Genomic DNA, 20,663 nt, shown 5'->3' with positions numbered 1-20,663 from the left:
ATAGAGTTCTGTCAAAAATTCCATATCACTTCGATCCCACACTTTTTATTAAAAAAGTGTATGATTTTAACTTTAACATTATTTCTTCTGTCATCATGTATGGTTGGTCCTAATTATGTTCCTCCAAAACTAGTGGTTCCACCTCAATTTAAAGAAGCCAAAGATAAAAAAGTAATAGAAACTAAGCGTAAAAATTGGAAACCTATTAAACCCCAGGATGATATAGAGCGAGGTGAGTGGTGGAAGATATTCAATGATCCCATATTAAATGAATTGGAAGAACAGTTGTATCATTACAACCAAAGCATTGTTAGTGCAGAAGCTAATTTCAGCCAGTCATTGGCCATTGTTGATCAAGCTCGCGCTAGTTTATATCCAACATTAATAGGCGCGGGTAGCGTATTTAGGCAGCGGCAAGCTGGGGGATCAACAACAATTATCAGCTCTTCTGGAGCTAGCGAAGGTACGGCAACGACAAATATTATTCCTAGAGCGACTGCATCAACCATTTATACTGGATTTTTGAATGCGAATTGGGAGCCCGATATTTGGGGTTTAGTTCGCCGAACTATAGAAGCAAATCTTTCCTTAGCCGAATCTAATGAAGCTTTAATTGGTGTGACACGTTTATCCGCTCAAGGTGCTTTAGCACAATATTATTTTGAGCTTCGCGCGTTGGATAAAAGTCAAAAATATTTAAATGAAACAGTAATTGCTTATCAAAAATTGTTACAGTTTACACGCAATCAATATACCTCTGGTGTTGCTTCTCGTGCCGATGTAGTTCAGGCGCAAATTCAGCTTGAGACAGCTCAAACTTCTGCAATTAATAATGGTATTTTACGAGGTCAATATGAGCATGCTATTGCCGTACTTATGGGAAGACCGCCTGCTTATTTTTCATTAAAACCAGCAATCTTAAAACTGAAACCGCCTCCCATTCCTCTTCAAGTCCCTTCTGAATGGCTGGAGCGCAGGCCGGATATTGCACAAGCAGAGCGTTTGGTGCAAGAGGCAAGTGCATTCATAGGTGTGGCTATTGCTGCTTACTTTCCCACTTTGACTTTGACAGGTACCACCAGTGCTGCAGGTCAGAGTTTCCATCAGTTGATTCATAAACCATCAATTAGTTGGTCTGCTGGCATGCAAATAGCAGAGACTATATTGGATGGTGGGTATCGTGCAGCAGGGGTACGTGCGGCAAAAGAACAATATATTGCTCAAGTTGCAAATTATCGCCAAGTAGTACTCAATGCATTTCAAGACGTTGAAGATAATCTTATTGCATTGCGTCTTCTGGAACAGCAAAGCATTGTGCAAGACAAACAAGCAACTGATGCAATCTATGCACTGAAGCTCACTAAAAATCAATATAAAGCAGGAACTTTACCTTACGCTAATATACTCACCGCTCAGATTAGCGCACTAGCAGCAGAACAAGCAGCAACGCAGATAGACGGGTTACAAATGGCATCCGCAGTGAGTTTAATTAAAGCATTAGGGGGCGGTTGGGTAGCAAATACAGCGTTACCTCCTAAAATAAAAAATGAAAAACGATAGCGGCTATTGGATGGTTTATAAATTATTACCCTAAGATTATTCTCCTATTTCAGCTTATTAATTAATTTTGGGTAGCGGCTCTATATTCACTTTTTTATTCCATGAAGTGATATGTCGCTCAACCCTATAGAAAATAGCAGCTAAGAGCACTGCTCCAACAACATCGATAACTGAATGTTGACGAGTAACCACCGTTGAGAGCGCGATAAGGACCGCCCACCCGCGCAGCCCATAGATAAGATATTTCATTTTGCCTTCTGCACTTAAGTAAAAGGAAATCAACAGTACATGTGCTGCATGAAGAGTGGGGAAACAATTGGTATTGATATCCACTGAATAAATATAGCTTAGCAGCTGGTGATCTAAAGTTGGGCTTGCCAAAAAAGTTGAGGACCAGCGGATCGTAGAAGTTGGAAAAAGAAGAAAGCAAAAATGTGCAAAACTACTCATCAAAAATACGCGTCGTGCCATTAAGTAGCGCTCTTTCTTTTTGAGAAAAACTGGAAAAATCATCAGAAGAAAGTAACTGATATAAATGAAAACCCATATGCCTTTATAGCAAATGAAATCATTGAATAGCTCATCCAGTATTGTGGTCGTATTCCATGTGCGCGCTAATTGAAATTGATTATTAATCATACCAATTAGGCGATAACTAAATGGGAGATACAAAATTAAAATATGATAAGCATACTTTTCAAGTAACTTCATCACCACTTTCCTGCAATTTCCCGTAAACCTTGGATTCTGCGATTTTTTGCTCCAAATTCTTTTTTAATAAATGGTTGCCATTGCCATACGGGTACATCATAGTTTTGTGCGTGAAATATTTCATTCAAATGGGCAATTAAAGCGGTTTTTTCGGGTACATCAGGAGTGACCTGAATGGAAAATGAGTTTAAATCATGTTGTTGAATGGTGTAATCATCAAACTCGAAAGGAAACGAAGCCATTTTCTGACGAATGAGATCTGCAAAAATGGGCAGTTTTTTATTGTTCTTAGTAGCATAACAAATATCACCTATGCGACCTTCGATTCCAGTCAGCTGCGTAAACACGCTATCTGATTTTTCTTCGATGAGAACATCATCCAAACGATAGCGGATTATTGGTTGAGTAGTACGTAAAAGATCGGTGATAATTGGAATAAATCGTTTTTCGTCCAGCCATTCTTTTTCAATAATTAAATATTCTTCATTCATCAATAATTGGTTATTGTCTTTGTCACTAATTGCCAAAAAGCCTTCGGTGCATTGATAAACCTGAGAGACTTGGCACTTAAAAGTATGGCTTATAGTTTTTTCATCTCGTGCCTCTAAAACTTCAGCTACGGCAAATATTTTTTCAGGAGTAATTGATAGGCGGTGTTTTTCTTTCGTCAAGGCTAATAAAACAGAAGTTGGGGCGGACAAAATAGTAGGTTGAATTTCATTTAAACGCTTAATATGTTTTTCGAAATTATCGAGTAAATCAAAAAAATAAAATTGAATTTTTTTACTTTTACTTAAGTTCGTATAGAGTTTACTATTTGCTCTGAGAAAAAAAGCAATACGTTCTTTTTTCTTTAAGCCTTTAGGTAGTGCTTTAGCTAATAAAATACCAGCCCAAGCATCACGCTCTTTTGCACTGGCAAGAAATAGACCTCGGTGTCCTGAAGTACCCGAAGAAAGACCAACAGCAATATTGTTGATTAAAGCGGTAAAATCACGAGTGTTTTCTGCTGTTAAAGCCAATTTTAAAGCCTGATCTTTTTTTATTCCTGCCGTATTTATTTCATCAAAATGCTCCATCATTATCTTTTTGTTGATAATCGGCCATTCACTGAGTGGTTTGTCCAAATAATCTTGATAAAAAGGGGACTTGGATAAAGTTTTTTTGACTAATTTTTTAAATCTCTTTTCCTGGTAAGTCGATAATTGTTCACGTGAATTAAAACGTTTTCGCAGAAATTGAGTTTTAAAATAATAATATAAAAGCCGTAAAATCATGATTTAGTCTCTAGAAGGCGAGCTCGTATGTGTTGACAATGAGCAGGAATAATGTCCATTGTTTGATTATTTTTAAAAAGCTGATGCAAATTTTTTATGGTTTCTTGGTAGGCTTCTTTATTATCATGAATTAAATAAGTGAGATTACTAGGGAGAATCAATTCCTTAAAAGCCTCTTGATGCCAACAACTATCTGCAACCAGAAAGGTTTCTTGTACTGATTTAAAATACAGACCAATTTGACCTTTAGCATGACCAGGTAAAGATATAGCAATCAATTGCCCATCGTTAAACAGATCGAAACCTTGAGTAAAGGGTAATAAACTCGATGGAAGGACTACCTCATTGGTTAACAGAGTTAAACGTTCATAAAAGTCTTTAGGTAATAGGTCAGGTAAAAATCCTTGAAGCAAAGCTTTTATTCTTGTTTTGTTGCGAATCCCATTTATTGCATCAGGATGACAGAAAAACTGAGCGTTAGGAAAATCTCTTAAGCCACCAATATGATCCGCATGAAAATGTGAAATTACAATGGCATTTATCTCTGATGCTTGAATTTGGTTTTCTTCTAATTGTTGTTTCAGAGATTTTTGTAACACCACAGGTGTTAAACGTCGGTAGATTGAAAATGGAAATTTTTGGGTTAATTTGTAGAATCGGTTGCTATAACCTGTGTCAAATAAAATATAACCCTTTTGAGGATGCTTGATTAAAGCGCAAAGAGCTGGGTATTCGCATTGTTTAAACCGTCCATTTTTTAAAGTCATTCGTTCACAATGCTTGCAAAAACCTGCTTCAAATAATTGATATTCTATCATGATGGTTGATACCACTGAGCAAAACGTTCTATCCCTTGGGTGATACTGATTTGCGGTTGATAACCCAAGTCTTTTTTAGCAGCATCAATATTTAAAGTTTGCCCAAAGTATAAGACTGCTGCACTGTATTTAGTTAAGAGGGGCTCTTTAAGCACAAACGGTAGACTATAGATTCTTTCCATACAACTAGCATATATTTTTGCAATGGAATAGGGGACAAATTTGGGCGTAAACGGTTTTTCCAGTGCATTAAAAAGAGTGGAAATAATCGTCAGTAAGGTTTGAGGATCATCATTCGTGATATTGTATTTTTTGCCGCAAAATTGTTCGTCGGCTTGAGCTGCCAGGAGCAAGCTGTCCACTACATTTTCGACATAGCTAACATCAATTAAATTATTTCCATCCCCAATAATGGGGAGAGTACCGTTTTTTTCATTCTGTAATAAGCGCGGTAAAATCGCACGATCATATGGACCAAAAATAGCCCTGGGGCGCAAAGTAATGACCTTAAGCTTTTTTTGTTGATAAGCTTTATCAATCAAAGATTCGGCTATTAATTTGGTTTTGACATAATAGTTGGCTGGTTTATTAGGTAAGAGCGCATTTTCCATAATATTATGCTGTTCTGTAAAATTAAAATAGATACTTGGGGAGGAAACATGCACCAAGCGTGCATTTTCTGGAGTTGCCTCAATTACATGTTGTGTCCCCAATACATTTGCGTTATAAAATTCCTTATAACGCCCCCAAGGACTGGAAAGTGCTGCGCAATGAAAGATTGTCTGGGCATCTTTGGCTATTTTTTTTAAAGTCACTTTGTCTTGCAAATCAACAGCAATAAAGCGTGCGCCTGTTTGGCTAATCATCTTACCAAGCTGTTCATTGCGCCCTAAGGCGATGACATCTTGACCTTCTGCTCGCAAACGTTTGGTTAGATTTATTCCGAGACATCCTGTTGCACCAGTAACCACACAAAGCATTTTAATACTCCAAAATAATTCCGCCAGCAGCCAAACCAGCGCCAGTACCCATTAAAAGAATCAATTGTCCACGTTGCAATTGTTTGGTGTCAATCAGCGTACTTAAGGCAGTAGGTATAGAAGCTGCTATTTGATTTCCATGATAAGGATAGATAGAAACAAATTTTTCTGATGGAATATTCAATCTTTTTTGAATATGATGCATGGCAAGCATACTGGCTTGATGTGGAATAAACCAATTTATATCACTCATACTTACCTTGGCTTTGTTAAAAAGATTCTCCATAAGGCTATCTAATAATTTTGATGCCAATTTGAATACTCTTTTACCCTCCATGTAAAATAAGCCTTGTTCCACTTTTTTGAGTGGATCTTTTGCCGGTAAGCGAGTACCTCCTGCTTCAACTTGGCAGTAAGTAGAACCAATACTGTGGGTTTCATGGTGTGACGATAAAATTCGACTCGTTCCATCACTTTTTTCAACTACACAAGCGGCAGCACCGTCACCAAAAATAGTACAGGTTTCCATATCCTGCCAATTGAGTCCGATTGAAGCAATATCACTGGAAACAATAAGAATGCGCTTAAAGCGACCTCCTTCAATTAAATAAGACGCAATATCCAAGGCGCTTACAAAACTTAAACAAGTGCTATTCACATCAAAACATGCAATACCCGATTGTTCTAGTCCCAGTTGTTTTTGAATTAAAGCAGAGGTACAGGGAATGGGTTGCTCTCCGACACCACAGGCGCCAATGATGGCATCAATGTCTGTGAGGTTGATATTTGCTTGTTGCATTGCCATTAATGCTGCTTGGGCACCCATATAAGAAGTTGTTTCATCTGCAGAAACAAAATGACGGGAAATAAGGCCGGATTTTTTTTGTACGCTTCCTATGGGCAAATTAAGTTTAGTATCTAACTCAGTAGAAAAAACTTTGTTTCTGGGTAAATAGCGGCCCATTCCAATGATTTTTACTGCGGGCATGGTTCAATTCCTTAGATAATTAGTTTGCATCGTGTTGTTTATATCAGTTTATTTTATTAAAAAAACAATAAGGCTTGATTTTGATTATTTTGTGAGGTGTTATTAATTATTCTATCTTTGATGAAGCACTCTGATAAATAATTTGACAATTAGTATACTGGATGTTTATTTGTTATTCAATATGTTTTTTCATATAGGCTGTTCTTATGTGATGATGAGGCTGCCTTGTCGCTTCCTTATTTCTACGTGCCGTAACGTGTTAGTTGCATAATAACATTTTGAAAAGTAAAGAAATTTTATTATTTTAACTGTGACTAAAATAATTGACTTCCGTTTATTTACCGGATATTATGATCAATAATTACTCACGGCGAGGGATTTATGCTGGGATTAGCAGCCTTAGATGATTTATCTTATGTACTGGATAGTAGTAACGATCTGCCTGAGGATTTTTGTTGTTCTGGTGAGTTAAGACGATGTATCAAAACTTATAACAAAAGGCCTGGCTTTTTTAAGCCCTACCAAAATGGCAAAGAATTTGCTGGTGGAGTGATTGCACCAGTGGTTTATCCGCTAGGATTAGCCTCTTTAGGTACAGCAGGTACGTTTGTTACCGCCATTGCTCCAGCTATTTGTGTGGGAAGTTTGCTTTTTGCGCTTGGTGCTGCTGCTTTTGGTGCCTCAGAATTCAGTGAAAATGCTCTAGATGTTGCTGCTCTTTCTTTATATGTTACAGGTTATGCACTTGTTTTATCTACAGTAAGCTTTTTATTAGCGATTCTTAGTATTCCTTGTTCCTTAGTTTCTTTGGGGACACGTACTCTTTCTACTGTAGGTTCACAGGCCATTGATTGTATGGATGATAATGTAACGACTGAAAATAAGAATGTCTTTTTAAAGGCATAGTAAATCAAAGGACATCTATTGAGAATAGAATAATAAGCTCAATAATTTTTAATGCTTGGGAGAGATTGTGCCGGCGTTTACCTATTTATGTAAAAATGTCCATATTAGTGTAGCTCATAATACCGTGACTCTATATGTGCCCAAAACAGTACCTTGGTATTCTTTGTATCAACAAATAATGCAAGCAAATTATTATGGTTCCACTCAAGCGATACTAAAACCTATTTGGCCCTTACATATATATAATCCTTTTGATCCACAAGATCCTTTTGTTAAAAGGCTATCGCCGGTGCACCCTGTTCATCGTGAGTATCCAGATCATGAATATTATCATGATGATGCTTTGGACAGAGAAGCCACTCATTTTCATATGAAGTTTACTAGAAACATTAGCGCCCAAGACTTTGATGTGTTTTTAACCATTTTAGTTGAGAAAGATATAATTGATAGAAATGAAAAGGAAGCTTGCTTTATTGCGTTTATCCATGCAAGCCAAGATGCGGTTTCAAAATTTTATGATGAGTTGGCTGTGGTTCAGTTAAAAGCATTTGCATTGCGTGAAAAGACTAAAACCAATCCCCAAACGTATCAGAAAGCTGCAGATGCGGCTGTAGAACTTTATGATACTTTAAAGAATGAAGCAAAAACTTACTTTAATAACAAAAATGCAAAAAATTATGAGTTATTTCGTAGCAATTGTAAAAAAGCCATAAAAAAAGCATCTATTGAACTCAAAAATCATCGTGGTTGGGGTGATGTATTGCTTAATGTTACTGCAGCCATTCTTGGTTTAGGGGTTTTTTATGCTGTTGCTCTAGGAATTAATTATGCTTGGACCCATGGAGAGCATTTGTTTTTTCATTGTGATACGGATTCTATAAAAAAAATTAAAAAGCTCGAAGAAGCCCAGTCTGCACTATTGAGGATTTAACACTGATTTTCGATTGGTGGTTTATATAAATCAGAGAACAATATATGATTGTTTAAGTTACTAAATTGAATCAGCCTCTGTTTTCGAGTACCATTCTGTTTCATTTAGAGTCTTCATTAAGTTTAATTAAAAATATGTCTAGTGCTAAAATTCTTATTGTTTGGTCCAATTATTACGAAGAGCTTGCTGAAAAACAATTAGCCAGTTGCTTAAATTTGTTAAAAGCATCTGAATATGAATACCAAGTTGAAACAGTAAATGCCGGAACTTATGAAATTCCAGCTGTCATTCAGTATTATCATAGTCATAATCCATTTGATGGTTACATTCCCTTAAGCTTATTACTCAAAGGAAAAACGGATCATTACGAGTTCATTTGGGAGCATGTAAAAGAATGCTTTATTCAATTTGCTATGAAGGGTTTAATGATTGGTAATGGTATTATTTCCGCTCCTAGTATGAAATTATTACAGGAACGTGTTGAAAATGGCGAAAGAGTGAGGGAAGCGTTCCAAGCAATTACGTACCTCATACAACTGACAAAGAATAAATGTTAATCCATGGCAAAAATTTTAATTATTTCATCTTGCATCCATAAGGAATTATCAGCCCAGCAACTTTCCTACTGCATTGAGGTTGTTAAAGGTTCTGCTTATGAGTATCAAATTGAGTCATTGCAAGCGGGAACTTATGAGATTCCTTTCGTTATTAATACATTTCAGAAAAAAAATCCATTTGATGGTTATATTGCTCTAGGGTTAGTTTTGAATTCAAATAGAGATCACTATAATTATATTATGTCTCATATTAATACTTGTTTTACCCAATTTGCGTTAAATGATGTTATTGTAGGTAACGGAATTATTTCAGGTTGCGATCTGGGTGATTTATCTAACAAAATAAATAGTTCTAATCCTTGTTTTTCAGCTTATACATCAGCATTTAATGCGGTTGATTATTTGATTCAATTAAAAAATAGGATTTTGTAAAGTAAAGGACTATAGTCATGTTTCAATGGTTAAAAGCATGGCGGCAAAAACGAATTATTCAACACTCTCTTATCACTGAGGCTGAGTGGAATGATGCATTTCAGCATTTATCGCTACTTCAGCGTCTGAGTGAACAAGAAAAAATAAAGCTTAAGCAATTAGCAATTTTGTTTCTTCATTACAAGTCTTTGGAAGGAGGCAATAATTTTCAAATCACTACGGCAATGCAATTGAGTATTGCATTGCAGGCTTGTCTTTTGATTTTAAACCTGGGATTAGATTGGTATGATGATTGGGTTTCCATAATAATATATCCCGAAGCTTATTCACGGCAAAATAGGGTGATTGATGAATACGGTATTGAACATCTAGGAAGTTCACATTTAAGTGGTGAATCATGGCAACGTGGCCCAGTAGTTCTTTCCTGGAACGATGTACTGCATCATGGTGGCACTGAGGGGCGCAATGTAGTGCTCCATGAGTTCGCACACAAATTAGACATGCAAAATGGCCGGGCAAATGGATTTCCGCCACTACATAGAGGAATGTCCGCTTCGCAGTGGGCTACTGAATTTAATGGTGCATATAATGATTTTATCAATCGCATACAACAAAATGATTCTATTCCCATTAACCATTATGCAGCTACATCTCCAGCTGAGTTTTTTGCTGTCTTAAGCGAATTATTTTTCGAAAGGCCCGAAATTATCAGATATTATTATGTAGAAGTTTATCAGTTAATGGTTCAATTTTACCGTCAAGATCCACTTATATTAAACTAATGTATCTGCATTCATTAGTGTACTTGAGACAATTTTTACCACTTAAATTTATATTTGGTATCTCTGGAACCCCAACCATCAATAACACGTACATCAAGTTGTTTTTCTGAGATTAGATTGAATTCAATGCGTGACCCCCAGTAGGGATTATAAAAATTAAAGTCGTGTTGTGTTTGTGCAGTTATAAATGAGCAATAAAGAGCCCGCGGCTCAGGAGCTCCAAGTCCATCTCCATAACTTAAATCCAATTGTGTTGATCCTTCCGTGTTTCCCTCTGAAGTAACGGCGCTTAACCCATTACATTTAATCATAGCAAATTGAGGATGTTGATTTTTTAATATGAGACAACTTCTGTAATGGGAGCAAGGTTTAGCAAAACCCATACTGGCAATTAAACTTAAACTAATAAAAGTATAAAATTTTAACATTTTTCTAACTGCTCCAGGAAACAGAATTATTTTTATCATGGCTATTAAGTTTTTGTCAACAGACCCTGTAGCTCCATTAGAAATATCGGGAGTAAATACTTGAATAAGTGCCATCTCTCTCCATAGCATCCAACGCATTATTGATTCTATAGATAAGTGCGCCTTGATTGAGGTTAGCCATAATTCCATAACCCATACCGAAAGGTATTGCTTTGCCAACTAGTTTAAAATTGGCTGGGTTGGTATGTACCCAATATGATGCGCCAATAAAATCAAACATAATCAGATCAATGTCTTCATCAGCTAAGTCTCTTAACATATTTTGTTGATTATCGTAACTGATCACTTTAACGTTATCATACTTCTGCTCTAGAAGAGATTTGAATACGGTTCCGGCTTCAACGCCGATACGTTTTCCTGTATTGACGTTAGTGCTATCAATATTAGAATCAACCGTTGTAAGTAATTGGGCTTTAGTTTGTAAATAGGGTAGGCTAAATAAATAAGAGGCAAGCCGTTCTTGAGTAATAAAAAAGCCGTCTATACCTAAATCAACTTTCCCTGTTGCTACAGCTTTCATAATATCTTCAAAGGTCATGGGTTCATAGACACATGTAGCGTTAATTCGACGACAAATTTCATTGAGGAGATCAATTTCAAATCCTGTAAATACATTATTTGTAGTCGCTCGCATTTCCATGGGTGGATTGAAGGATGATGCCCCAATAATGAGTTTTTCTGCAAATAAGTTTGCACTCATTAGTGTAAATAGAAGCAAGGCTAATAGTATCTTCATAAAACTCCCTGTATTTTATTTTGAAGAGGTGGCTCTTCGTGTCGTTGCTTTGAATCTTATCAAATAATCAAAAACCAACTCATTAATGGGTAAGCACCTGGCCAACGAGAGTCAGTTAGAGTGGATGTTGCGGAGTATTCCTTTGGATCTAGCAGCCACGCAGGAAAAAATGGCAACATCATTTCCTTATGATCAGTTTAAGCCACGCAAAATGATACTGCAAATATCATTTGGTATTTGTGGCATATCATGAATTATCCTAATTAGCGTGAGTTCAATATTTTATGTCTTTTGTGGCGCTAAACGAACGTTATCCCGGAAAATGCGCGACATTGATACGAGATCCCGTTTTAAAATTGGAATGGTTCGACCTAAAAAATTACATTATTTTTTAGGTCGAACTTCCATTAATTATACGTTACAAGTTAAAGAAGATGCTTGATGACTTTCTCTGTTTATTCGATTTTTTTTGTTAAAAAGCATGTTTTGTAGTGATGTTTTTTTAGGAATGAGTTCTTCTTCATGGGATAAACTTGCTTCATATTTTAAGATCTCACTTGTTTTGAAAAAGCGCTGTGTTTGATAGCGTGATTTTTGGCGCTCAGTATTTTCTAAGGCGTCAATAGTGGGATCTGTAATTTGTAACTCTTTTTGTATTTTAGTAATTTGTTGTTTACAGCTCTCTTGTAGCGAGGATATAAGCTCGTGTTTTGTTTGTTGCAAGTGAGTTTTTATGAGCTCGATTCTTTTATCATCAAGTAATTGATTATGATTTCGTAATCCTTCGATACACTCAATTTCTTCATTTTGAGCTGCTTGTATCAGTTGGTCGTATTTTGCGATTAATTGATTAAAGTAAATAATTTTTCCTTGATGATAAAGGATTTGACTCATTAGAGAAGCGCTTTCTACATAGCCGCAATCAGACTGTTGTCGGCGCTCTTGTGCTGCTTTAATTCTATTTTTTGTCTCTAATATTTCTTTCTCTTGTTGACGGATTTGTTCCTCAGTATTTTGTATTTTACTACGAATATTTTCAAGATTCTTACTTATTCTTGATTGTTCATCAAGGAGATCAATAAAAAATTCATCTGGATTTGTATTTAACATCATTTTTAGTTGACCGAGATCGACTGGGTTTTTGGTCCAATTCCATTGCCTCATTTCATCAGTCTGGGTGAGCCTTTTTTGAATGAATTCAGGAAGTTCTGAGCGATCAATATTTATGCTATTCCAATCTTCTGCTCCAAGTGCTTTTAATCTAAATAACTTCTCAAATTCTGCGCGTTTTAGCAGAGGAAGAACGTCAATTATACGTTTATCAGATAAGTTAAGAAGAGCTTCTTTATTCTCTTCAAGTGTTACCTGTAGCTTTTTGAGTTCATTTCGTTCATTTTCTATTCGGGATAAGAAGGCAGATTGATATCCTGTAAACCCTTCTTTTAAGGGAGCATCTGCCACTTGTATTTCTATATAGGATTGGATTCCATCAGTACCATTTTGAATACGAATTTGCTCAGGATTTACATTCAATAAGTGCGCAAATTGAGTTGTTTTTTGGGTCAATAAATTTTCTAGAGCGTCTTGGTGTAATCCATTAGTATTATTTAATTCCTTAATTGAACTAAGAAGCTTTTTTTTCAATGCATTAAGTTGATTTGAATAAGGCTTGTATGCTTCATAAGTACTAAATCGTTCTGTGGCTTCATAGAGTTCTTGTACAATATGACTTGGGTTATTCTGGCTCTGATAACTTATATTAAGTAAGGCTTCTTTTAGATGATTCCAAATGGGATCATAAGTTTCGAAGAAGTACGGTGATGTGCTTGCCAAATGATGACGAAATGCGGCGATGTGGTGGTCTGAAATCACTTTGTCATGACAGTTTTTTTGAAAATCAAGATCACAATGTAGGGGATGAGTTAATGAATCTATTGCATTTAAGGCATCATTAATCACATTGCGAGGGGATGAGTGGCCTATTGAAAACAGATACTTATCTTTTAAAATTGCTTGCTGTTTCTTAAGTCCCATATAGAGAGCCTGAATTTTATCTTTGTCTTGGCCTGAGGTCATTACATTCTCCGCTAGCTTATAAAGAATTAAGGCTGCTTCTTTGGCTACGGTACGTTCAAATAACGCATGAAAAGGTTCTGGCTTTTCTTTTACCCAGTAAAATTCCGCACAAAGACGTTGGGCCAGTTGTTTCATTACTTCTTCGTTATAATCTGTTTGGAGATTTTTTAACTGGATATCTGGGGGTAAACCTGAATTTTGATATAGAGTGCAAAAATTAAGAACCAAGCCTTGAATTTTAAATTGTTCAATTAATGGAAACTGACGGGATTCTTGGCAGTGATTGAGCATTAATGACTTCATTTGAAATAACAATTCTTGGACTTTATGGCGATCGGCCTTCATCAATTTCTTTTGATAGAATTGAATAACACTTGCAGTCAGTTCTTCCTTTTCCTCGTTATATAAAATTTTATTTTTTTTCTCGATTACTTTGTTAATCACATTGGTGATTATTTCAGGTATAAACGAGGAATTTTGTGAGTGAGTTGGGAAAAATTTTTCTATTGCTTCTGGACAAACAGCGCAGAATTCTCCAATCAGTCGAGGTAGAATCTGTTTGCTTTGTGCAAGCTCCAAATCGGTTTTCATTTGACCAGTAGGTTTTGTGTAGTCAAGCACGGCTCCAGCTTTATCAGCAATAATTGTGTCAAGGTTTTGCTGTATTAATGCGTTGGTCGCATCTGTAAATGGTTTGGACTGTTGCAGTAATTGAGTTTGTACGTTCAATTCTTGAGCGAAGTCTAATTGTTTTAAATATTTTAGTCTTAGACTTTGTTCGTGAGTCATGTGTGTTGCTTTTTCTGCTTTAGCTGCCCATTTTTCTTCGCGAGCAAGTTCCCAAAGTTTGCATGCAAAGCTTTTAAATTGGTTAATGCTTGTAGCAAGAGTACTCTCGGAAATACTTGTTTCTTGGGAACGAGTGAGTTCCCCTAAAAGAGCTTCACGCCACTGATAGAATTCAAATTGTATTTTAGGATCTTCTGGGTAAAGTTCTAGGAGTAATCCTTCCCAGGCTTCAATTTGTTGCATTAATATGTGTTGTGCTTCATCAATCGCTTGAGTGTATAGTCCATCAATAGTCGCTTGTGATTTGATTTTATTTCTTAATAGTTCAACAGCACGTTCATTAATGCGTTGGCGTCTCCAGGGAAAAACATAATAAAAAAATTGGGTTAATAAATCCTCTGGTGGCTTCACTTGGTAAATAGGCAACCATTCACCTGGCTTGCCATTTCGAGCGGCACGTCCAGCAATTTGAGTGGTCATCCTTTCTGTATCGGGGTAGGTTTGGATGACGAATAAGCCTTTAGGGTGATCTCCTGTATTTATATCGATGCCTTTTGCAAGCATTGCTGTACCCACCGTAATGGTATTGACTTGTCCCGCTTGCTTAATAATGCGATCTAGTTCACTAGAACTTTCTTTTCCAGTGATAATTTGAATTTTGAATCCTTGATCTTTATATGCTTTTAAGCTGGCACCAAGTGCTTGTGCCTCATCAAAATCTTCACTAATGACCAGGATAGGTTGGGTTTGAGTGTGGCTCCATTTTTCAATAGCACTTTTAGTTTGCGTAATTAATGCTTCACGCTCTGCATAAGTTTGAATCTCGGTATCAGGATTGATTTCCATTGTTGGTTTAGTAATAGAACATTTAATCTTGTCCAGGGTTTTATGCATCGCTTGAATGGTTTCTTCACGATTTAAAGTAAAAACAGGTTCGTGATTGATGCGTTTATCACCAGCGTAGGGAGCAACACTAATTGCTTGCGTACCAATTGCAGTGGCTAGGCTTTCTAGTTCTCGCTTATCTCCAGGTGTTGCAGAAATACCAAGCAGGCGTCCATTTGTATTTTGGTAAAACTTGATTAAACCTCGGGCTGATTGGTTAGATAGTACGGAAGGAACTGGATCAATCACAAAATATTGAGCATGATCTTTTCGCTCAGCTTTCAAACGAGCTTGTAACGCTTGCTGTACTGCCTCAGTGAAAATAGAGCCTGCTTTAGGAGTACTGCGTATTAGTGGCACACAAATAATTTTTTTGGTTGCTTCATGCCCAGACTCATCTTTTTCTTTAAACGGTTGAATAATAAAATGTTTGTTTTCTACAAGTGTTGCTGCAATACAACTGGCATGAATCCATTGTTTTAATTGAGTATTGCTTGATGCCATCAAATAATTTTGCTTTTCAACACTGCCCTTGAATTGCTCATTGATTTCCTTATTTAAAAATAAACGAAATTGCTCCAGGTCTTCTTCTTCATCCCAAATTTTGCCTTGTGCTGGATCAATATTGCGAAATGTCGGTAGATTGATAAATTGATAAGCAAGTGGATAAATCCACTCAGCAGGGTTGTTATCTAAATTTTCATTTTCTGCAACTAATTTATAAAGGGTTACTTGATCTAAGAGGGCATCATCACACTCATCTAGAACAACATGGATAGGTCCGTTTGTTTCAAGTAGGTTTTCTTTTTTAGATTCTTTTGCAGACAAGCGGAAAAAGGCCATATCTTCAACCGTAGAGCAGTTGATTCCATCCTGTTTATAGACTTCTGGAAGGCTGTCACGTTGAATAAGTGCTGTTTTAATTTCTAAAAATTTAAAAAATGGTTCGCAATTATTTTCGAAATCACGAATTAAAAGTTGTGGGTTAGCTGTACACTGATCAACGGTTCCACCTTGGGTCCATTGTAATACTGAGAGCATTGGGGTATTGATGCTTTTTCCTTCTCCAGTTTTGATACGCATTAATAAATTGGAAGAGGGATCATTTAGAGCAAGTAAAAGGATAAGCATTTGCGTTGTGTTTGGGAATAATCCTGTAGTGCGAAAATAAATTTCTCTAAGATAGGCTAAAAGCTCTAAATAGGTGATTTCGACTTGCTCTGGATCAATTGATTTTGAACGTAATTGCGTCAGTAATGTTTTTGCTCGCTCTTTTAAATCGTGCCGCGAACTTGCAGTTAATTTTTTTAATGTTTTAAAATCACTAGGGTTTAATGGATCGGTATAGCCCAATGTTTCGATAAAAGTTAATTGCTTGGCAAGTTTTAATTGTAATGAATGAGGTAAATCTATTTCATGAAGTGAATCTTGCAAGCTTATTAATGCTTCTTTTACTCTATCGGTTGCAAATTGTTTGCTTAAATCTCTTTGTTCCCCTGTTTTGGCAAAGGGATTCGTATCAAAGCTTAAACAATAGGCCCGGAGTTTCTCTGAGTCATGGGCAAGTAATGCGGAATTTAAGCTTTGAGTATTAGGGTAGGGAGAAGTGGCAAACAATTTTAAAACTTGATCAATATCTACGGACGAACGTCGTCCTAAACCTTTAGTTACTTCTAATAGAGCAGATAAATTGACTGTATAGTCTTTTTTGTTTTGGGCAAGGCCAGTTAAAATTGTTGCAATTTTTGCTCTATTTTCTGAATTGATTTGCGTCAATTGTTGAAGAATAAGAGGATAAGCAGTGAGATCCTGATGGGGGTTTTCTGGGGAAAAACGGTTTAATAAAGCAATACAAAGTTCTGCTTGACCTTGATTATGAGTTAAGAATAATTGAGTTTGCTGGACAAGACTTTGGACGAGCTCGGGAGAGGTTGTCCCTGAAAGTTCGGTTAAAATATGAATTATTTTTTTTATAATTAATGACTTAATATGTTCGGGAAGATCCGATTTTTTTAATTCATTTAATGCAGCTAAGGGAAAAGGACTAGTGCTTTTTAAATTATGAGCCATGCTCATTTTCAAGAACATGACTTGAGCTTCATGATCAAGATCAGTTAACTCGAAGAGTTCAACTAAACCATGAATTCCCCGTTCAATGGCTGTACTGTCTGCCTCAGGATTTTCTTCCAAGGCTTGTGTTGTTAATTTTAAATAGAGATCTAGATTTTCGATCTTTTCTTGAATTAATTTATTAATCAGAATTTGTTTTTGAGTATAATTTAAGCGAGCTAAAGCACCTGAATTCAGTTGTTTATAGATTTTATTAAATTGTTCAGGTAACCGTTCATGAATATCAATAAGTAAATTGAGATAATTGGCGATGGATTCAATTTTGTTTTTATAATCGTGTAAGGATTGATCAGAAGGTGCATTTTCAACCAGCAAGGTTGCTTCCTTAAGAATACTTCTTTCAAACTCGGGATCTTGGGTATTGAGTTGTTGAAGTGTTTTCTTTAATGCGGGTAAGACTTTCTTCTGAATGAGTTCTTCTTTGAAAAAAAAGGTTAAAGAATGGGTATCATTAAATGCAGCCATCCAAGAAAGACTTGTATTTATATCTAAGTCTTTCACCATAAGTTTATTTTGGGGATTACTAAAGAAGGCATTCATTTCAGAAATAAATAATCCATGCAACTGACTTAAAATAGTTGCAAATGCTGAGCCTGTAGTATTGTCATTCACACTTCTTTTTCCCGTAAGCAAGAAGCTTAAAATATATTCCCCTTTTGTTTTTCCAAGAATACCTACTCCATACATGCCATTAAGTAATATAGGTTTTTTCTCTTCAAAAAAACGTAATTTGTCAATCACATCTGGAAACTTGGGGTTTGGGCTTTGTAATAAAGTAACCAGATCATTTACTGCATCAAAAAGTGGTATTAATTCTTGATTCAGTTGTTCTCTTAATTGTTGTGGTACGATAAAGCTTTGTAGATTTTTTTGTAACACCGCTTTTAGGGTATCGATTTTAAATGCAGCGCTTCGCTTTTTTATGGCATCAACTAATGCATCGACAATCAGATCATCAAGCTTAGAAATATCGCCATTGCCTATCACGCAACCTGGTAAAAGATTTTTTTCCATGATGTATTCTTTTATCCAAGCTTCTTGTTTCTCGACTGTTTTATTTTCAGTTGGAATGGAATCTGGTGAGTTTGCCAGCATTTCAAGTAGTGTTTGAATTTGCTCAATTTTGGGCAATGATTGTGATTTAGAGATATTAATTTGACTTAAAGCGCTCAAAACGATTTCTTTAAAAGCATCACCTTTTTGAGTGTTTAAATTTTGTAAGGCTAATAATAATTTATTAATGTTTGGCTGAGTTAAAGCGGGCTCATTGAGTTTTGCTAATAATTTGATGAGATCAGAGGACAAAATTTGGCGGCTCTCTTGTATTATTGTCGTGAAAGAATTTATGACGGAAAGTGAGTGTAGATTGTCTTCTGGAGATGGTGCAGTTTTTTGAATGCGTTCTTGTAGTATGTTAAATACATCAAATCCTTCATTCTCTAAGCAAGAGAGAAGTGGTTCAATCAGATCATTTTTAAAATTTTTATTGGGAAATGCATCTTTAATGTCAATGCATTGTTTTAATAAAAAATCTATTTGTGCCAAAGAAGGGATGGGTTTAAATTTAAAGCAGCGTGTAAAAGCCTGTAATAAATCGCTTCGCTGATTTTGATGTAATTGTTGTAATGAGTGAATACAATTTGTTAGATTTTGTTTCCATTGTTCGCTGTTAAGAGCCACTTTATCGGCAAAAGTGCAGGTTAAGATAAAAATTAATTGTTTTCTTTGTAGCGGTGTCCAGGAGCTAAGTTTTTCAATGTCATGCAGTTGAGTTTGAATATCGGACAGTCTGAGTTCTTTTTTCCAATGTTGTCCCATATATCGAAATAACCATGGTGTGAGTTCACAATGTTCATTTTCGATTTGTTGGTAAATGATCTCTGGATCAGTAATTGTATCTTCAGGATTTTCGATTTTCATGCAAGAAGCGACTTGCTTCAATTGTTGAGGGGGATATTTTTGCGTCATCGCATGGTGTACGCCTGTTGGCCCCCAATTAAGTTGCGTTAAAGAAAGACACTGTTCTTGTGGGTTTTCTGCATGCTCTATAACATCTAATACCCGGTTTAATGTAATAAGAAGATGGCCCTTATGTTCAATGGGGCATGGATTCGGGAGAGTCAAATTTTTTTCTGCGATTCTCGGTAGAAATACTTGAGTATAAGCCTCAAAAAAAGTGTTAAAGTCAAAACTATTTTTATCATAGTTCAGATGAGCAGTGACTAAACTATTCCACCATTCTTTTTGTTCTGCGGGGAGATGGACTAGTTTTTGAAGATTTTTAATACCCCGGGTAGTCAAAAGTGAATTTTGTACTTCTGGATTCTCAAGAAACGTAAGATTAATTTTTTTATTTAAGCATGTATTAAGTAGCCTTACTAATAAAAGAGTATGTGCTTCACCACCAAGTATAAATTGTTTGCACAAAAATGGAACTATAGACTGGATTTGTTTTTGTGAAATAATAGATTGGCTATTGGGTTTAGTAATTTGCAGTAGTGCTTTGAGTTCATCTTCATATTTAGGAAATAAACTGATTAAAGCATTTTTTTGTGCTGTTGAGTAAGAGGTGTTTATTAGTAACGCTATGGTGCTTTGAGAAATATTCGGTAATAAATTAGTTATTAGTTCTGTAGTGGGTAAAATTAGTGGGGTTTGATTTTTAAGTGTAGGAGCTAATGGAGAGGGAAGTCTTCTTGGGGTATCAGTATAACAAAGCGCTTGTTTGTCTTTATTAATATAAAATCCTTTGGGTAGATTATTGGGAATAATTCCATCCTTAAATGCATAAGAAAATTCTTTAATTTTTAATGCAGCGGTTTTTTGGAAGTGCTTAATACCTAGAGCTTTAAGCTGCCGGGTAAGTGCAGGAAACTCAGGCAATTCAACAGAAATTAGCACAGGATCTTCTGTTACTATATGTTCCATATGTTCTTGCCGAATATCTTTTTGAATGCTAGGAGCTTTAGGTAATATAAAGTTTTTTTGAATTTGGATACGAGCTCGAACAGATTGAGAGTTTGTAGCCAAAGCTTTTTTTAAAGGATAAATTTTAGGCCCACTCAAGGTATTTTGGAGTATTGTTTCTGCTGTTTTATTTAATACTGTTCGACGTGCATTAAGGGCGAGTTGATTTGAAGTTTGTTCATTACCAGGGATTTTAAAAATAAAAAGACGTTTGCGTGGTTCGTTAATAAAATCTAATAAAATATCAAGGTCCTGAGAAGAGACCTGTTCTGGATCCAGTTCAATTTCTAAGGGATTATAATTGACCTCAGTTTCATATGAAGAAATCAAGTTTTCGAGTAGGGATTGAAGATATTTATTTTTTGAAGATTGAGCCACAACGAAACTCCTGTAGAATTTAGAAAAATATACAGAACTATTTTCAACTTTGTTCAGCAGATTATCTGGCAAAAAAGAAAAGTATCTGTTCTTTTTTCATTAAAATTGATTTCATTATAATGAAAAAAAAAGAATGTACAAAGCGTGTCATGTAGATTAAATATTCATAAAAATCTTTTTTAAATCATTTGATAGCGATAATAAAAATGGGTTTTTAGGGGGGCTGAGTATTTTCTTGCACTCAACCGAGCTATAAAAGCAGCATTATTTAC

14 protein-coding genes are annotated in these 20,663 nt (G+C 35.8%); 6 read left to right on the top strand and 8 right to left on the bottom strand.

What is annotated here, in order from left to right; genetic code table 11:
* Positions 1 to 60: 60 nt before the first annotated feature.
* Complete coding sequence (locus DYH34_RS11475; protein ID WP_238589543.1) at positions 61 to 1,560, top strand: efflux transporter outer membrane subunit; 1,500 nt, start codon at positions 61 to 63, stop codon at positions 1,558 to 1,560.
* Between the two features lie 57 nt (positions 1,561 to 1,617).
* On the opposite strand, the gene DYH34_RS11470 is transcribed toward DYH34_RS11475, so the two are convergent.
* From DYH34_RS11470 to DYH34_RS11450, 5 genes are read right to left on the bottom strand one after another with little or no spacing between them, the layout of a single operon-like run.
* A complete protein-coding gene (locus DYH34_RS11470; protein WP_058465715.1) occupies positions 1,618 to 2,271 on the bottom strand; it encodes a phosphatase PAP2 family protein in 654 nt (217 codons plus the stop codon).
* Complete coding sequence (locus DYH34_RS11465) at positions 2,271 to 3,548, bottom strand: F390 synthetase-related protein (protein WP_058465716.1); 1,278 nt, start codon at positions 3,546 to 3,548, stop codon at positions 2,271 to 2,273. The genes DYH34_RS11470 and DYH34_RS11465 overlap by 1 nt, the downstream gene beginning before the upstream one ends.
* Complete coding sequence (locus DYH34_RS11460) at positions 3,545 to 4,366, bottom strand: MBL fold metallo-hydrolase (RefSeq protein WP_115342613.1); 822 nt, start codon at positions 4,364 to 4,366, stop codon at positions 3,545 to 3,547. Before DYH34_RS11460 ends, DYH34_RS11465 begins: the two co-directional genes overlap by 4 nt.
* On the bottom strand, positions 4,363 to 5,346 hold the full coding sequence (locus DYH34_RS11455) for an NAD-dependent epimerase/dehydratase family protein (protein ID WP_058465718.1): 984 nt from the start codon (positions 5,344 to 5,346) through the stop codon (positions 4,363 to 4,365). Before DYH34_RS11455 ends, DYH34_RS11460 begins: the two co-directional genes overlap by 4 nt.
* 1 nt (position 5,347) lies before the next feature.
* On the bottom strand, positions 5,348 to 6,334 hold the full coding sequence (locus tag DYH34_RS11450) for a beta-ketoacyl-ACP synthase III (protein ID WP_058465719.1): 987 nt from the start codon (positions 6,332 to 6,334) through the stop codon (positions 5,348 to 5,350).
* A 381-nt stretch (positions 6,335 to 6,715) separates the two neighbouring features.
* On the opposite strand from DYH34_RS11450, the gene DYH34_RS11445 reads away from it, so the two are divergent.
* From DYH34_RS11445 to DYH34_RS11425, 5 genes are all read left to right on the top strand, one after another.
* Entirely contained in the window at positions 6,716 to 7,240 is a 525-nt protein-coding gene (locus tag DYH34_RS11445) for a hypothetical protein (RefSeq protein ID WP_058465720.1), read from the top strand.
* Between the two features lie 67 nt (positions 7,241 to 7,307).
* Positions 7,308 to 8,171, top strand: a complete 864-nt coding sequence (locus DYH34_RS11440) for a hypothetical protein (RefSeq protein ID WP_238589544.1) — start codon at positions 7,308 to 7,310, stop codon at positions 8,169 to 8,171.
* Between the two features lie 65 nt (positions 8,172 to 8,236).
* Complete coding sequence (locus DYH34_RS11435) at positions 8,237 to 8,728, top strand: 6,7-dimethyl-8-ribityllumazine synthase (protein ID WP_238589545.1); 492 nt, start codon at positions 8,237 to 8,239, stop codon at positions 8,726 to 8,728.
* Between the two features lie 3 nt (positions 8,729 to 8,731).
* Positions 8,732 to 9,160: a 6,7-dimethyl-8-ribityllumazine synthase gene (locus tag DYH34_RS11430; protein ID WP_058465723.1), complete on the top strand. Its 429-nt coding sequence runs from the start codon at positions 8,732 to 8,734 to the stop codon at positions 9,158 to 9,160.
* Positions 9,161 to 9,177: 17 nt separating this feature from the next.
* Positions 9,178 to 9,942: a M90 family metallopeptidase gene (locus DYH34_RS11425; protein WP_058465724.1), complete on the top strand. Its 765-nt coding sequence runs from the start codon at positions 9,178 to 9,180 to the stop codon at positions 9,940 to 9,942.
* A gap of 35 nt (positions 9,943 to 9,977) precedes the next feature.
* On the opposite strand, the gene DYH34_RS11420 is transcribed toward DYH34_RS11425, so the two are convergent.
* From DYH34_RS11420 to DYH34_RS11410, 3 genes are all read right to left on the bottom strand, one after another.
* Complete coding sequence (locus DYH34_RS11420) at positions 9,978 to 10,484, bottom strand: hypothetical protein (protein WP_238589546.1); 507 nt, start codon at positions 10,482 to 10,484, stop codon at positions 9,978 to 9,980.
* The gene (locus DYH34_RS11415; RefSeq protein ID WP_058465725.1) at positions 10,447 to 11,166 is read right to left on the bottom strand and encodes a transporter substrate-binding domain-containing protein; all 720 of its coding nucleotides are present in this window, start codon (positions 11,164 to 11,166) and stop codon (positions 10,447 to 10,449) included. The genes DYH34_RS11420 and DYH34_RS11415 overlap by 38 nt, the downstream gene beginning before the upstream one ends.
* Before the next feature lie 411 nt (positions 11,167 to 11,577).
* The gene (locus DYH34_RS11410) at positions 11,578 to 20,391 is read right to left on the bottom strand and encodes a preprotein translocase subunit SecA (RefSeq protein ID WP_058465726.1); all 8,814 of its coding nucleotides are present in this window, start codon (positions 20,389 to 20,391) and stop codon (positions 11,578 to 11,580) included.
* Between the last annotated feature and the right edge of the window lie 272 nt (positions 20,392 to 20,663).

The organism is Legionella cincinnatiensis (assembly GCF_900452415.1).
GTDB classification, from domain to species: domain Bacteria; phylum Pseudomonadota; class Gammaproteobacteria; order Legionellales; family Legionellaceae; genus Legionella; species Legionella cincinnatiensis.
The sequence above is the reverse complement of the archived record's forward strand: the minus strand, read 5'-3'. Positions and strand labels throughout refer to the sequence as shown.

Coding starts and splice junctions, on each gene's coding strand:
- DYH34_RS11475 (WP_238589543.1), top strand. CDS start 61: ATGATTTTAACTTTAACATTATTTCTTCTGTCATCATGTATGGTTGGT.
- DYH34_RS11470 (WP_058465715.1), bottom strand. CDS start 2,271: ATGAAGTTACTTGAAAAGTATGCTTATCATATTTTAATTTTGTATCTC.
- DYH34_RS11465 (WP_058465716.1), bottom strand. CDS start 3,548: ATGATTTTACGGCTTTTATATTATTATTTTAAAACTCAATTTCTGCGA.
- DYH34_RS11460 (WP_115342613.1), bottom strand. CDS start 4,366: ATGATAGAATATCAATTATTTGAAGCAGGTTTTTGCAAGCATTGTGAA.
- DYH34_RS11455 (WP_058465718.1), bottom strand. CDS start 5,346: ATGCTTTGTGTGGTTACTGGTGCAACAGGATGTCTCGGAATAAATCTA.
- DYH34_RS11450 (WP_058465719.1), bottom strand. CDS start 6,334: ATGCCCGCAGTAAAAATCATTGGAATGGGCCGCTATTTACCCAGAAAC.
- DYH34_RS11445 (WP_058465720.1), top strand. CDS start 6,716: ATGCTGGGATTAGCAGCCTTAGATGATTTATCTTATGTACTGGATAGT.
- DYH34_RS11430 (WP_058465723.1), top strand. CDS start 8,732: ATGGCAAAAATTTTAATTATTTCATCTTGCATCCATAAGGAATTATCA.
- DYH34_RS11425 (WP_058465724.1), top strand. CDS start 9,178: ATGTTTCAATGGTTAAAAGCATGGCGGCAAAAACGAATTATTCAACAC.
- DYH34_RS11420 (WP_238589546.1), bottom strand. CDS start 10,484: ATGGCACTTATTCAAGTATTTACTCCCGATATTTCTAATGGAGCTACA.
- DYH34_RS11415 (WP_058465725.1), bottom strand. CDS start 11,166: ATGAAGATACTATTAGCCTTGCTTCTATTTACACTAATGAGTGCAAAC.